The sequence below is a fragment of the Paraburkholderia haematera genome (assembly GCF_905220975.1).
In the GTDB taxonomy this organism is placed as follows: Bacteria; Pseudomonadota; Gammaproteobacteria; order Burkholderiales; family Burkholderiaceae; genus Paraburkholderia; species Paraburkholderia haematera.
Genome location: NZ_CAJNBK010000013.1, coordinates 36,394 through 48,988, shown reverse-complemented (window position 1 = coordinate 48,988; position 12,595 = coordinate 36,394). Strand labels below are relative to the sequence as shown.

General features: G+C 62.3%; 14 protein-coding genes. 10 read left to right on the top strand and 4 right to left on the bottom strand.

Annotation, left to right across the window (positions count from 1 at the left end; translation table 11 throughout):
• Nucleotides 1-40 precede the first annotated feature (40 nt).
• The 7 genes from KHO23_RS21570 to KHO23_RS21540 all read left to right on the top strand — a co-directional run bounded on the left by KHO23_RS21570 (nt 41) and on the right by KHO23_RS21540 (nt 6,948).
• The gene (locus tag KHO23_RS21570; protein WP_211613267.1) at nt 41-814 is read left to right on the top strand and encodes a sugar phosphate isomerase/epimerase family protein; all 774 of its coding nucleotides are present in this window, start codon (nt 41-43) and stop codon (nt 812-814) included.
• A 41-nt stretch (nt 815-855) separates the two neighbouring features.
• A complete protein-coding gene (locus tag KHO23_RS21565) occupies nt 856-1,839 on the top strand; it encodes a sugar kinase (protein WP_211613266.1) in 984 nt (327 codons plus the stop codon).
• A gap of 213 nt (nt 1,840-2,052) precedes the next feature.
• Nucleotides 2,053-3,348 (top strand): MFS transporter, encoded by a 1,296-nt coding sequence (locus KHO23_RS21560; RefSeq protein ID WP_211613265.1) that lies wholly within the window; start codon nt 2,053-2,055, stop codon nt 3,346-3,348.
• A 4-nt stretch (nt 3,349-3,352) separates the two neighbouring features.
• Nucleotides 3,353-4,318: a 2-hydroxyacid dehydrogenase gene (locus KHO23_RS21555; RefSeq protein WP_211613264.1), complete on the top strand. Its 966-nt coding sequence runs from the start codon at nt 3,353-3,355 to the stop codon at nt 4,316-4,318.
• On the top strand, nt 4,315-5,532 hold the full coding sequence (locus tag KHO23_RS21550) for a LacI family DNA-binding transcriptional regulator (RefSeq protein WP_211613263.1): 1,218 nt from the start codon (nt 4,315-4,317) through the stop codon (nt 5,530-5,532). Before KHO23_RS21555 ends, KHO23_RS21550 begins: the two co-directional genes overlap by 4 nt.
• A gap of 71 nt (nt 5,533-5,603) precedes the next feature.
• Entirely contained in the window at nt 5,604-6,416 is an 813-nt protein-coding gene (locus KHO23_RS21545) for a YhfC family intramembrane metalloprotease (protein WP_211613262.1), read from the top strand.
• Nucleotides 6,417-6,582: 166 nt separating this feature from the next.
• Nucleotides 6,583-6,948 carry a DUF3022 domain-containing protein gene (locus KHO23_RS21540; protein WP_211613261.1) on the top strand — a complete coding sequence of 122 codons (366 nt, stop codon included), beginning with the start codon at nt 6,583-6,585 and terminating at the stop codon, nt 6,946-6,948.
• A 1-nt stretch (nt 6,949) separates the two neighbouring features.
• Here the strand turns inward: KHO23_RS21540 and KHO23_RS21535 are convergent, their stop codons facing one another.
• Entirely contained in the window at nt 6,950-7,387 is a 438-nt protein-coding gene (locus tag KHO23_RS21535) for a PGDYG domain-containing protein (protein WP_211613260.1), read from the bottom strand.
• A gap of 254 nt (nt 7,388-7,641) precedes the next feature.
• The gene (locus tag KHO23_RS21530) at nt 7,642-8,166 is read right to left on the bottom strand and encodes a Spy/CpxP family protein refolding chaperone (RefSeq protein WP_211613259.1); all 525 of its coding nucleotides are present in this window, start codon (nt 8,164-8,166) and stop codon (nt 7,642-7,644) included.
• Nucleotides 8,167-8,353: 187 nt separating this feature from the next.
• On the opposite strand from KHO23_RS21530, the gene KHO23_RS21525 reads away from it, so the two are divergent.
• From KHO23_RS21525 to KHO23_RS21515, 3 genes are all read left to right on the top strand, one after another.
• Nucleotides 8,354-9,238: a LysR family transcriptional regulator gene (locus KHO23_RS21525; RefSeq protein WP_211613258.1), complete on the top strand. Its 885-nt coding sequence runs from the start codon at nt 8,354-8,356 to the stop codon at nt 9,236-9,238.
• A gap of 82 nt (nt 9,239-9,320) precedes the next feature.
• The gene (locus KHO23_RS21520) at nt 9,321-9,779 is read left to right on the top strand and encodes an Lrp/AsnC family transcriptional regulator (RefSeq protein ID WP_211613257.1); all 459 of its coding nucleotides are present in this window, start codon (nt 9,321-9,323) and stop codon (nt 9,777-9,779) included.
• Between the two features lie 224 nt (nt 9,780-10,003).
• Entirely contained in the window at nt 10,004-11,101 is a 1,098-nt protein-coding gene (locus tag KHO23_RS21515) for a saccharopine dehydrogenase family protein (protein ID WP_211613256.1), read from the top strand.
• Nucleotides 11,102-11,701: 600 nt separating this feature from the next.
• On the opposite strand, the gene KHO23_RS21510 is transcribed toward KHO23_RS21515, so the two are convergent.
• Together KHO23_RS21510 and KHO23_RS21505 are read right to left on the bottom strand one after the other, a co-directional pair.
• Nucleotides 11,702-11,983 carry a hypothetical protein gene (locus tag KHO23_RS21510; protein WP_211613255.1) on the bottom strand — a complete coding sequence of 94 codons (282 nt, stop codon included), beginning with the start codon at nt 11,981-11,983 and terminating at the stop codon, nt 11,702-11,704.
• Nucleotides 11,980-12,594: a hypothetical protein gene (locus KHO23_RS21505; RefSeq protein ID WP_211613254.1), complete on the bottom strand. Its 615-nt coding sequence runs from the start codon at nt 12,592-12,594 to the stop codon at nt 11,980-11,982. The genes KHO23_RS21510 and KHO23_RS21505 overlap by 4 nt, the downstream gene beginning before the upstream one ends.
• Between the last annotated feature and the right edge of the window lies 1 nt (nt 12,595).

Here is a 12,595-nt window from a genome sequence, read left to right as displayed (position 1 = left end):
GATCAAATGCTGATATGGCACAGATTTGAGTAAATTCGACATGACTGACGCAGTGGACGTGGTGATCGTTGCAAGCGCATTCGGGATGGACGCGGTCCGTCAGGGCGGTCATCTGAAGTGGGCCGGCGCGAGCAAACAGGCTGGCGCGGCGGCGTTCGAAGTGCGCCGCGAACTGTTCGCGCACGAAGCCGACGTTGCGCCGCAGGCATTGAGCGCGCTCGGCAAGTCGATCGCCGGACTGGGCTTGTGGTCGGTGTATTCGACCCCGGCTTCGCTGTACACGTCAGACGGACACCTCGACGCCGGCGCACTGCGTCTCGCGCTCGATGAAGCGACAGCATTCGGTGCGCGCTTTGTGAAGCTGCAACTCGGCGGATTCGCTACCGAGGCGCATGGCGCGGCGATTGCCGACCATCTGCGCGGTGCGAGTGTGCGTCTTGTTGTCGAAAACGGCCAACTGGCCGAAGGCGGCTCGCTCGCGCAATTCATTGGCCTGTTCGACGCGCTGGCGCGTGAAGGCCATACGGATCTCCTCGGCATGACCTTCGACATCGGTAACTGGGCCTGGCGCGATGTCGCGCCGCTCGATGCCGCCGGGCCGCTGGCCGCGCATGTCGAATACATCCATTGCAAGACGGCGGTGGGCGAGGGCGCGCGGCGCTTTCCCGCCGCGCCGGCTGTCGGCGACACGCAGTTCGCCGCGGTGCTCGACACGCTGCCGCGCCACGTGCCGCGCGGCATTGAATTTCCGTTCGACACGAACCGTATCGATGCGGACGCGGCGCATTACGTCACGTGGCTGGCGGCCGCGTGAGCGGCGCGTACAACCTTGAAAGAAATACGCAGGAGCAAGGTATGAACAACACAAACGCAGCACTCGACGTCATCACCTACGGCGAAGCGATGGCCATGTTCGTGGCCGCCGAAACCGGGGCGCTCGCCGGTGTCGGGCAGTTCACCAAGCGCATTGCGGGCGCCGATCTGAATGTGGCGATCGGTCTGTCGCGCCTGGGTTTCAAGGTGGGCTGGATGAGCCGGGTCGGCAACGATTCGTTCGGCCAGTACGTGCGCGACACGCTGGCGAAAGAAGGCATCGACCAGCGCTGCGTCACCACCGACGAGCGCTATCCGACCGGTTTCCAGCTGAAGTCGAAGAACGACGACGGCAGCGACCCAGCCATCGAGTATTTCCGCAAAGGATCGGCGGCGAGCCACCTGTCCTTGGACGACTACGCGGCCGATTACGTATTGCCCGCGCTTCACCTCCATCTGACGGGCGTGGCGCCTGCCATCTCGGCGAGTTCGCGCGAACTCGCCTTCCATCTGGCGCGTGAAATGCGGGCCGCGGGCAAGACCATTTCGTTCGACCCGAACTTGCGCCCAACGCTGTGGCCCTCGCGCGCCGCGATGGTCGAAGGGTTGAACGCGCTCGCCGCACTGGCCGATTGGGTGCTGCCCGGCATCGGCGAAGGCGAGATTCTGACCGGCTATACGCAGCCGGACGACATTGCAAAGTTTTATCTCGATCGGGGCGCGCGCGGCGTGATCATCAAGCTCGGCGCAGAAGGCGCGTACTTTCGCACCGCCGACGATGCCGCCGTGATCGCAGGCCAGCCGGTCGCGAAGGTGGTGGACACGGTTGGCGCGGGCGATGGCTTCGCCGTTGGCGTGGTCAGCGCGCTGCTCGAGGGCAAGACACTGCCGCAAGCGGTTGCGCGCGGCAACCGCATCGGCGCGCTGGCGATCCAGGTGATCGGCGATTCGGAAGGCCTGCCGAGCCGCGCCGCGCTTGACGCGCTCGAACGTGCCGATGTTTCGCGCGTTGCCACCGCGGCCTGAGCGTGGCCTGAACATGAATCTGCCACGCCCAACGCCGCGTTCAGTGTATTCAGCGCATCTAGCGCATCCAGCATTAGCTGGCTCGATAACAGCAAGAGCGCTCGAACAGCGCCGCATAACCGCCCTCAGTGCTTCGGGAAGCCGTTAGCAACTATCTTGCATGGGACCCGAGTAAGTGCTTTGCACCAACTCTGGTCGACAAAGGAGACTTCCATGACTTCATCGCTCGCGATTCGCCGTTGGTGGACGATCATGCCGATCGTATTCATCACGTACAGCCTGGCTTACCTCGACCGTGCGAACTTCGGTTTCGCATCGGCTGCCGGCATCAACCAGGATCTCGGCATCAGTAAAGGACTGTCGTCGTTGATCGGCGCGTTGTTCTTTCTCGGCTATTTCTTCTTTCAGATTCCCGGCGCGATCTACGCGGAACGCCGCAGCGTGAAAAAGCTCGTGTTCTGGAGCCTGGTCCTGTGGGGCGGTTGTGCGGCGCTGACCGGCATGGTCAGCAATATCCCCTCGCTGATGGTGATCCGCTTCGTGCTCGGCGTGGTGGAAGCAGCGGTGATGCCGGCGATGCTGATCTTCATCAGCAACTGGTTCACGAAGCGCGAGCGCTCGCGGGCCAACACCTTCCTGATTCTCGGCAATCCGGTGACGGTGCTGTGGATGTCGGTGGTCTCCGGCTATCTGGTGCATTCGTTCGGCTGGCGCCACATGTTCATCGCCGAAGGTGCTCCCGCGATCCTCTGGGCGGTGTGCTGGTGGTTCATCGTGCAGGACAAGCCGCAACAGGTCTCGTGGCTCACGCAGCAGCAAAAAGACGACCTCGCCGAAACCTTGCGCGCCGAACAGGCCGCGATCAAGCCGGTGCGCAATTACAGCGAAGCGTTTCGCACGCCCGCGGTCATCAAGCTGTGCGCGCAGTATTTCTGCTGGAGCATCGGCGTATACGGTTTCGTGTTGTGGCTGCCGTCGATCCTGAAGAACGGTTCGACGCTCGGCATGGTCGAAACCGGCTGGCTCTCGGCGCTGCCGTATCTGGCCGCCACGATCGCCATGCTTGCGGCTTCGTGGGCATCGGATAAACTCAACCGCCGCAAAGTGTTCGTGTGGCCGTTCCTGCTGGTCGGCGCGATCGCGTTCGCGGCGTCGTACGCGCTCGGCTCCACGCACTTCTGGATCTCGTACGCGTTGCTGGTGATCGCCGGCGGCGCGATGTACGCGCCGTATGGACCGTTCTTCGCGATCGTGCCGGAATTGCTGCCGAAGAACGTGGCGGGCGGCGCGATGGCGCTGATCAACAGCATGGGGGCGCTTGGTTCGTTCGTCGGCTCGTACGTGGTCGGCTATCTGAATGGCGCGACCGGTTCGCCCGCGGCATCCTATGCGTTCATGAGCGTGGCGTTGCTCGCCGCAGTGATTCTGACGCTGATCGTCAAACCGCAGCCGCAAGCAGAGCCGTTGACCCAGGGCGCCACGCTCGCTACACCGTTGCAAGGAAAATAAGCTGATGAAGAAGATCGTCGCCTGGAAATCGTTGCCCGAAGAGGTGCTCGCCTATCTGCAACAACATGCGCACGTCGTGCAGGTCGACCCCGCGCAGCACGACACGTTCGTCGCCGCGTTGAAGGACGCGGACGGCGGCATCGGTTCGAGCGTGAAAATCACGCCGGCAATGCTCGAAGGCGCGAACCGGCTGAAGGCGCTGTCGACCATCTCGGTGGGCTTCGACCAGTTCGATGTTGCCGACCTCACGCGCCGCGGCATCGTGCTCGCGCACACACCGGACGTGCTGACCGAATCCACCGCGGATACGGTGTTCTCGCTGATCCTCGCGTCGGCGCGGCGGGTGGTCGAACTTGCGGAGTGGGTGAAGGCGGGGCAGTGGACGCACAGCATCGGACCGGCGCATTTCGGCGTCGACGTGCAGGGCAAGACGCTCGGCATCGTCGGGCTGGGACGGATCGGCGGCGCGGTCGCGCGGCGCGCGGCGCTTGGCTTCAACATGAAGGTGCTGTACACGAATCGCAGCGCGAACGTAGAGGCGGAGCAGGCTTACGGCGCGTGCCGCGTCGAATTGGCGGAACTGCTCGCTACCGCGGACTTCGTCTGCCTGCAGGTGCCGCTCTCACCCGAAACGAAGCACATGATCGGCACGGCCGAACTCAAATCGATGAAGAAGAGCGCGATCCTGATCAATGCATCGCGCGGCGCCACGGTGGATGAACAGGCGCTGATCGAAGCACTGCGAAACGGCACGATTCACGGCGCGGGTCTCGACGTGTTCGAGACCGAACCGCTGCCGGCCGACTCGCCGTTGCTGAAAATGGCGAACGTGGTCGCGCTGCCGCATATCGGTTCGGCGACGCACGAGACTCGCCATGCGATGGCGCGCAACGCGGCTGAAAACCTCGTCGCCGCGCTCGAGGGGACGCTCGCCACCAACATCGTCAATCGCGAAGTGTTGAAGAAATGAGTACGCCGCCGCTTGCCGCCGCGCGCCGCGCGACGATTACCGACGTCGCGCGCGAAGCCGGCACGGGCAAAACCAGCATCTCGCGCTACCTGAATGGCGAGATGAGTGTGCTGTCGCCGGAATTGCGCGCGCGCATCGAGGCGGCTATCGAGCGTCTCGACTATCAGCCGAACCAGATGGCGCGCGGCCTCAAGCGTGGCCGCAATCGCCTGATCGGCATGCTGCTCGCCGACTTGACCAATCCGTACACCGTCGAAGTGCTGCAAGGCGTGGAAGCCGCTTGCCATGCACTCGGGTTGATGCCGCTGATTTGCCACGCGGCCAACGAAGTCGAAATGGAGCGGCGCTATCTGCAACTGCTGACCACGTATCGCGTGGAAGGCGTGATCGTCAACGCGCTCGGCGTGCGTGAGGAAACGCTGCGGCCGGTGGGCGAAGGAGGAATTCCGGCGGTGCTGGTCGACCGTTCGGTGGAGGGGCTCGTCGCCGATATGGTTGGGCTGGACAACCGGGCGGCCGCCGAGCTCGGCACGCGGCACCTGCTTGACAATGGGTTCGACGACATCTGGTTCGTCGTGCAACCCTTCGAGCAAGTCAGTTCGCGCCAACTGCGCGAGGCGGCGTTTCGCGAGGTGATGAACGGCGAGAGCGGCAAGCGTGATCTGGGCGGAACGGGCGGCGCAATGGGCAAAAGCGGCGAAGGCGGCAAAGGCGGCGAAGGCGGTGCGCGTGGGCACACGCTGGTGCTGAACCTTGCGGAGCCGGCCGCCGTGGAGCGTGCCCTCGCCGAACTGGACCGCGCAATCGACGCGGCCGGCGGTCCCGGCGCGGCCGTGAGCAGCGCGACAGAACACACCGCACGCGGCGCCACAGATCACGCGGCAGGCAACACCCTGGCTAGTGCCACGCATAGCGCCACCCGCAACACCCGGCGCATCGCCTTGTTCGCGGCCAACGCGCCGGTCGCGCTGTGCCTCGCCCTTCATCTGAAAGCGCGCTATGGCGCGGATTGGCAGGCGCGTGTTGCGCTGCTCTCGATCGACGATCCCGAATGGGCCGAATTGACCGGCGTCACGACCATCCGCCAGCCGACCTACGAGATCGGCTACCGTGCGGTCGAGTTCCTCCATGAGCGCATCGAAGGGGTTCAAACCACCGCGCGCGACTGCCTCCTGCCGGGCGAATTGATCGTCCGCGCCTCAACTTTGCGCTGACTTCGCGCTGATCTGCGATCATTCGGGCTGCGGCGCGCAGCGGGTGCGCGCCGGTCATCGCAAGGAAACTCATGGTTGTTGCACCGCTTACCCTCACGAGCCTCGCCCTCGCGACCCTGCTGGTCGCCGTCTTACCGTTCCTGATCTACCGCCGTCTGCGCCTGCCGTTCGCCCTGAACCATCGCGACGCAATCGCCGGCATCGCCGTGTTCGCGCTGTTCGCCATGGTGATCGAGCGCGCGCTGAATGACTACGTGCTGCACCGGAACGAAGCGACCGCCACCTTCCTGTCCCATCCGCTCGCCTTCGTGGTGTATGGCGCGCTGGCTGCGGGGATCTGCGAAGAAGTGGGGCGTTTCATCGGCCTGCGCCTTGTGCTCAAGCGCACGGCAGCGAAGTCCGCGGCCACCGCGAACACGGGTGACGGCTCGGCGCTGGCCTACGGCCTCGGCCACGGCGGCGCTGAAGCCTGGCTGGTCGGTGTGATGGTGCAGGTTCAATGGATCCTGTTTGCTATCTTCGAAAACCGCGGCGAGCTGGACGGCTTCCTGAGCAACCTGCCGACCGGCTCGGTGATGCGCATCCACCTGATCCTGGCCAGCCTGACGCCGCAGATGGCCGGCATTTTCGCGCTCGAACGGGTGGCGGCACTGGTGTTCCAGATTGGTTTGTCGGTGCTGATGTGGCGCGGCGTGCGGGCAGGCTGGCGTGGCATCCTGCCGCTTGCGATTGCGCTGCATGCGCTGGTCGACGTGCCGGCTGCGTTGTTCCAGGCGCAACTCGTGCCGCTCGCCGCGGTGGACGGCGTGTATGCGCTGGGTGCGGTGATTGTTGCGGGCTTGTTGTTCAGAGTGTGCCGTCGCGCGGCGCCGGCTGCTGCGTGAGCGTGTTGTGGGCCGCTTGTGGGGCGCTCATGAGTCGCTTATGAGCCGCTTATGAGCCGCTTATGAGCCGCTTATGAGCCGCTCGCTCCACAGACCCTCCGCGATTCTCTAACTTTCGGCGTACCCTTTCGGTACACCGCTCAGGCTCACCTTTTCGGCACACTTCATGGAAAGTTACCAATACGACTGCGCGAATCCCGAGTTCGAGGAATTGGCGCGCGTCATCAGCGATCTGTTTCCCGAGCAGACACAGTTCATCCAGCGTGCGGGCGAAGACGGCACGCCGACCCTGGCAATTCACTGGGTTGCCATGCGTTTCGGTGCGGCTGCGCGCCGTATCGTGATGACCGTGGTGATTGCGCCGACGGCATTGGCGCGTTATCGCGCGCTGCCGGCACGGCTGCGTGGCCGCAGTTTCGCGGTGCTGCGGGCGTATGTCGAAGCGAGCATCGGCTCGCTCGAAGAGCAGTATGCGAACGGCGAGGCCGTGCCGCGCGACGTGACAGTGGATCTCGGCGACGAGTTTGCTTAAGTCAATCGGCGAGCCGGTAGACCTTCGCGAAGCGTGCCGCCTGCACCACGCCGTAATCGCCGGGCGCGTATTGCATGATCCAGTCGCCAGCCGCACCGTGCAGCACGTCGCCGCCACTCGCTGAGCGGGCCAGCGAGAATGCTTCATTCATCTGTTTGGCGAGCACGACGGCCGGCCGGTTGCGGTATGCGCCCGGATCGCCATGGGCGAGGGCGCTGTCTTCCGGCAGGTATTTGGCGTCGAAGCGTTCGCGCGAGACGACCCAGCGGTCGCCCGTTGAACCCGTGATCAGCGCGTCGTCGCGGGCATAGCGATTCGGGCCTTCAAGGCTCATCAGTTCGCCTTCGGCAGCAGCGAATTCAACGCTCACGGTTTCGTTTTTTACAACGCGTTGGGCGTCGGCATCTTTACTCAGATCGAGATTTTTGAGTTCGGTCATGAAGCGAGTGGGTGTAGGGAGAGTGACAGCCGCGCCGGGACTTTGCGTCTCGACGCCACATACTCGCAATCATGCCAGATGCATTTGACGACTGGCTTTTTTTGACGTTGGCGAGGAAGGCGGCGGACAGGCCGGGTTTGCATTCCGCGCTCGCCATCACCTGGCCACCAGGCCAGCAAGCCACCAACGGCAAAAGAACCGGGCGCGCAGCGCAGAAGTCCGTGCCGCGCGCGATCAACCACCCGATCAGCCTATTACGGCTTCACAGTCCCATCGTTCTCCGGCGCCTTCTTGGCGCCGCCCTTGCCGTGGTGACGATGGCCGCCTTCAGGTCCGCCCTGACGGAAGGTCACGTCGGCCAGCTTCTTCTGTTCCGGCGAGAAGCCGTTGTACAGCGGATCGAACGCGTCGACCAGTTTCTTCACGCCGTCAGCATGCGCTTGCGCGATCGTTGCGTATTGCTTCATGTCGTCGAGCGCCGACAGGTTCGTATCGGCTTTGCGCTGCTGGAACAACTGCCCCATTGTCTGGCCGTTGTTGCGCATCACATCGGCGAACGCGTTCCACTGCGATTCCTGCGCCGGCGTGATCTTCAGTTGCGTGTGCAGGTAGGCGATGCGGTCTTCGACATTGCGCTCGTGGCCAGCTTTTGCGGCGGGTGCCGAAGCCGATGTGCCGGGCGCCGATGCGTTCATCGGTGCCGATGCCGGAGCGGAAGTTTGTGCGAACGCGCCGCTCATGGCGACTGCAGTGGCCAGCATTACGAGTGCTTTTTTCATCGAAACTCCTGATGTCTATTCGAATTGTGACAAGGCGAGCATGGCGAGCGGCCCAACGCGCGTCGGCATACCGAAGCAAGGTGGCTGGATGCCCACTTCGCCGTCGACGCTATTTGTATCACGATATCTCTACAATGCGGCTGCGGTGCGACAAACGCTTACAACCGAAACGAACAGGAAATAGCGGGTGGACAAATTCGTCAGCATGGAAATCTTCGTCGCGGTGGTCGAAGCGGGCAGTCTCACTGCGGCAGCCGAGCGATTTGACATTTCGTCCGCGATGGTGGGCAAGCACATCCGCTCGCTCGAAACCCGGCTCGCGACGCGGCTCCTGACGCGCACCACGCGCCGTCAGAGCCTGACAGAAATCGGCCGGCACTATTACGAGCAGTGCAGACGCATTCTGGCGGACGTGAAGGAAGCGGAGTCTCTCGCCGAGGCAATGGCAGCCGCGCCGCGCGGCGTGCTGAAAGTGACCGTGCCGCTGACGTACGGCGTCGAAGTCTTTGCTCCGGCGATGACCGACTACCTGAACGCATGGCCGGACGTGAGCCTCGAACTGGATCTGTCGAATCGCGTGATCGACCTGGTGGAGGAGGGCTTCGATGCGTCGGTGCGAATCGGCCACTTGCCGGATTCCGGTTTCGTCGCGCGGCCGTTGAAACCTTACCGGATGCGCGCATGCGCGTCGCCGGCCTATCTGGAACGCGCCGGCACACCGCGCACCCCGGCCGATCTCATGCAGCACGAATGCCTGGGCTTTCTGCATTGGGGGCGCGAGGGATTGTGGCGGCTAGGCGGCGAGACCGCGAACGAAAACCAGTTGCGCGCCGGACGGTTCCGGGCGAACAACGGCCAGGCGCTCAAGGTTGCCGCATTGCGCGGCTTCGGGCTGGTGCTGCAGCCCGAAGCACTGCTGGCGAGAGAGATCGCCAGCGGCGAACTGGTCTCGGTACTGGAAGACTTTTTACCCGAGGGCGCGCCCGTGCATCTGGTCTACCCGCGCGACCGCCGCGCCACGCCGAAGCTCACCAGCTTCATCGATTTCGTGATCGAGCGGTTCGGGGTGTGATCCTTCGGGGTTCCTCTGCCTGCCGCCCGATGCCCAAGACACGCGATAATCCTCTCCACTGCTGACCAACTTCCTGCCCCCGATGAGACCTCCGCGCCTGGACCAACTCGACGACCTCGACCGCAACCTCGTTGCGCTGCTGCAAGCCAACGCGCGTGAGAGCGTCGCCAATCTCGCGCGTCAGCTAGACGTGGCGCGCACCACCGTGATCGCCCGGATTGCAAGGCTCGAGCGCAGCAACGTGATCGGCGGCTATAGCGTGCGGCTTGGCCAGGACGTGCTCGACTCGAGCATCCAGGCGTACGTCGGCATCATCATCGCGCCCCGGCACGGGCCGACCGTTCAGAAGCGTCTTGGCAAGATGCCCGAGGTGCAACTGCTATGCGCGGTGAGTGGGGAGTTCGACTATGTGGCGTGGCTGCGTGCCGATTCGCCCGACCGTCTCAACGATCTGCTCGACGAGATCGGCGGACTGGAAGGCGTTGAACGAACCACGACGTCGATCATTCTCGCGCGCAAGATCGACCGCGGCATGGTGTGATCTCGCTGCCTGATTTTTACGCGGTTTTGACAAGTTTTCGACATATCGACTGATTGAGTCGTCATAACGTCGAATTTCGTGGTCATAGCGCAGCATTATGCGCGTATGAACTGTTTTTGCTTCTCCCTAAACTGTGTCTCAAGGGTTCAGCCCGCCGGGCGCAGCGCCTAAGCGCCGCGCACTTCCCAAGCTGGAGACAGCTCACAGATAACTAGGAGAAGCTCATGAAAGTAGCCATCGTTGGCGCAGGTTTGATCGGTCACACTATCGCCCATATGTTGCGCGAAACAGGCGACTACGACGTCGTCGCGTTCGACCGCGATCAGCATGCGCTCGATAAGCTCGCCGCCCAGGGCATCCCGACCCGCCGCGTCGATTCCGCCGATGCCGCCGCGCTGCGCGCCGCCATTCAGGGCTTCGACACGCTCATCAACGCGCTGCCGTATTACCTGGCGGTGAACGTGGCCACGGCGGCCAAGGGCGCGGGCGTTCATTATTTCGACCTGACCGAAGACGTGCGCGCCACCAGCGCGATTCGTGCAATCGCGGACTCCGCGGATCACGCTTTCATGCCGCAGTGCGGTCTGGCACCGGGCTTCATCGGTATCGCCGCGCATGAACTGGCGAATCGTTTCACCGAAATCCGCGACGTCAAGATGCGTGTCGGCGCGCTGCCGGAGTTCCCGACCAACGCGCTGAAGTACAACCTGACGTGGAGCGTGGACGGCCTGATCAACGAATACTGCCAGCCGTGCGAAGCGATCCGCGACAGCCGCACGCAGTGGGTGCAGCCGCTCGAAGGCCTCGAACACTTCTCGCTCGACGGTACCGAATACGAAGCCTTCAATACTTCCGGCGGGCTGGGTACGCTATGCGAAACGCTGGCGGGCCGGGTCGAATCGCTCGACTACAAGTCGGTGCGCTATCCGGGTCACCGCAACCTGATGCAGTTCCTGCTGGAAGACCTGCGTCTTTCGAGCGACCGCGACACGCTCAAATCCATCATGCGCCGTTCAGTGCCCTCGACCGCGCAAGACGTCGTGCTGGTGTTCATCACCGTGTCCGGCATGCGCGACGGTCAACTGGTGCAGGAAGTGTTCACCCGCAAGATCTTCGCGAAGACGGTGTGCGGCGTGCCGATGAGCGCGATCCAGATCACCACCGCCGGCGCGATGTGCGCGGTGCTCGATCTGTTCCGTGAGCAGAAGCTGCCGCAAAGCGGCTTCGTGCGTCAGGAACAGGTGTCGCTGCGCGACTTCCTCGCGAACCGCTTTGGCCAGCTGTACGAAGGGCAGTCGCTGGATGCGATGGCAACGGTGTAAGCCGCGACTGTCGCGTTGAGGCTCAAATCCGAGGGCCGTGCGACGACGCGGCAAGGACTGCCGCGTTCAATGAAAAAAGCCTCGTAGAAGGCCGTCTGATGAACGCCCCGCAATGCGGCTAATGCCGTTCAGTTAACACTGAACGGCATTTTCATTTGCGGAACAGGAATAGGTTGTAGACGGTGCGCCGGGATGTTAACTTTTCGGCGCGATGGTCGTGCGCGCCCTGCAGATCCAGTACGAAATGATGTGAGCCGCGATAACGCCGGCCTATGCGAAATGCCTACCTGTCTGGAGCGCCTGCGTGAGCGTCTCAAGTCGCGCCCCAACGAGAAACGACCCGGCTGCGCATGCGACCGGGTCGTCAACTTCCGACCTCACCGTTATACCGTTCCTTTCTGGAAGAAGGACCTTAACTAAACAGCATTACCGCCTAATCGGGGTAAAGCCTCGGCTGGGCGTGCCTTTAATCGCGCCGTGAAGTGCAGGGAAATTCAGCTTATTGCCCGTTTCCAAGGTGTCCGGGCAGATTACTGTAACGGTTCGTATGCAGCTTTGGGCGCGAGGATTGCGACGCGGGCGGCTGCAAAAGGATGGTTATCAAAAGCTCAGCGCAAACCACAAAAAGAATTCAATCGAGGGCACGAGAAGAATCAGGAACAGGACGAGCATCGTTCTACTCGCCCTGTCAACTACAGCAAACCACATTGCTATAGAAATCGTTACCAGCCACCCTGCCAAACAGTAAAACGAAAGCTGCATGCTCAGAGGCCACGCCCCGCCAGCAAAATCAATTTCCCTCCACGAAGCTCGCCTTAGCCAGCCAGCCATGAAAATCAAAAGCAACTGAACAAGGGCAAGGGTGAAATAGCGCTTCTTCAATGGTTAGCCTGCTTCGGATAATAGTTCTTTTTTGAGAGACGCTTCGATTTCTCTAGCACGGCATCTAGCTCCGCCGGCGCTACCGGCGTGGGGAGCCAGCGTGGGTCATGAGCCAGAATACCAATAGTTTCTAGTACGTCGGCCACATTCGACGAGCAACTATTGTCAAATAGACTGTACGTACTTTCACTCGGATGTGCCCGCTTGAACGCTCGATCTACATTGATACGTCGCTCTAGCTCGCGCTTTACCTTCTCCTTTTCGGCTGGAGATACTCTGAGCACCAAGCCCACATTGTCGCGCCACAAATTTCCGCCGGTTCGTATTGACCCGTTGGTTAAATTGACGACGCCACCATAAAAATAGGTGTGTTTATCTATTTTTACGTATTCTTCATGAGCGCGACTATAGACGATTCCGTCAATATCTATGGCGACATGTCCCCACTGTGAGCCCACACTGAAGAGCCGGGAGTCGCTAATAACGACTTCTATGGTGGTGGAATCTACAATGATTTCTTTTGCCGAAGCGTTTTTTGTCGGCGTCGTTGTTTTGGATGCTATCAAACGGTATTTCACCCCGTCCGGGGAGACGTGAGTCTGCTCTGACATG

What these genes read in the sequence shown, in the direction of transcription:
- KHO23_RS21570 (WP_211613267.1), top strand. Translation starts at nt 41, where the DNA reads ATGACTGACGCAGTGGACGTGGTGATCGTTGCAAGCGCATTCGGGATG.
- KHO23_RS21565 (WP_211613266.1), top strand. Translation starts at nt 856, where the DNA reads ATGAACAACACAAACGCAGCACTCGACGTCATCACCTACGGCGAAGCG.
- KHO23_RS21560 (WP_211613265.1), top strand. Translation starts at nt 2,053, where the DNA reads ATGACTTCATCGCTCGCGATTCGCCGTTGGTGGACGATCATGCCGATC.
- KHO23_RS21555 (WP_211613264.1), top strand. Translation starts at nt 3,353, where the DNA reads ATGAAGAAGATCGTCGCCTGGAAATCGTTGCCCGAAGAGGTGCTCGCC.
- KHO23_RS21550 (WP_211613263.1), top strand. Translation starts at nt 4,315, where the DNA reads ATGAGTACGCCGCCGCTTGCCGCCGCGCGCCGCGCGACGATTACCGAC.
- KHO23_RS21545 (WP_211613262.1), top strand. Translation starts at nt 5,604, where the DNA reads ATGGTTGTTGCACCGCTTACCCTCACGAGCCTCGCCCTCGCGACCCTG.
- KHO23_RS21540 (WP_211613261.1), top strand. Translation starts at nt 6,583, where the DNA reads ATGGAAAGTTACCAATACGACTGCGCGAATCCCGAGTTCGAGGAATTG.
- KHO23_RS21535 (WP_211613260.1), bottom strand. Translation starts at nt 7,387, where the DNA reads ATGACCGAACTCAAAAATCTCGATCTGAGTAAAGATGCCGACGCCCAA.
- KHO23_RS21530 (WP_211613259.1), bottom strand. Translation starts at nt 8,166, where the DNA reads ATGAAAAAAGCACTCGTAATGCTGGCCACTGCAGTCGCCATGAGCGGC.
- KHO23_RS21520 (WP_211613257.1), top strand. Translation starts at nt 9,321, where the DNA reads ATGAGACCTCCGCGCCTGGACCAACTCGACGACCTCGACCGCAACCTC.
- KHO23_RS21515 (WP_211613256.1), top strand. Translation starts at nt 10,004, where the DNA reads ATGAAAGTAGCCATCGTTGGCGCAGGTTTGATCGGTCACACTATCGCC.
- KHO23_RS21505 (WP_211613254.1), bottom strand. Translation starts at nt 12,594, where the DNA reads ATGTCAGAGCAGACTCACGTCTCCCCGGACGGGGTGAAATACCGTTTG.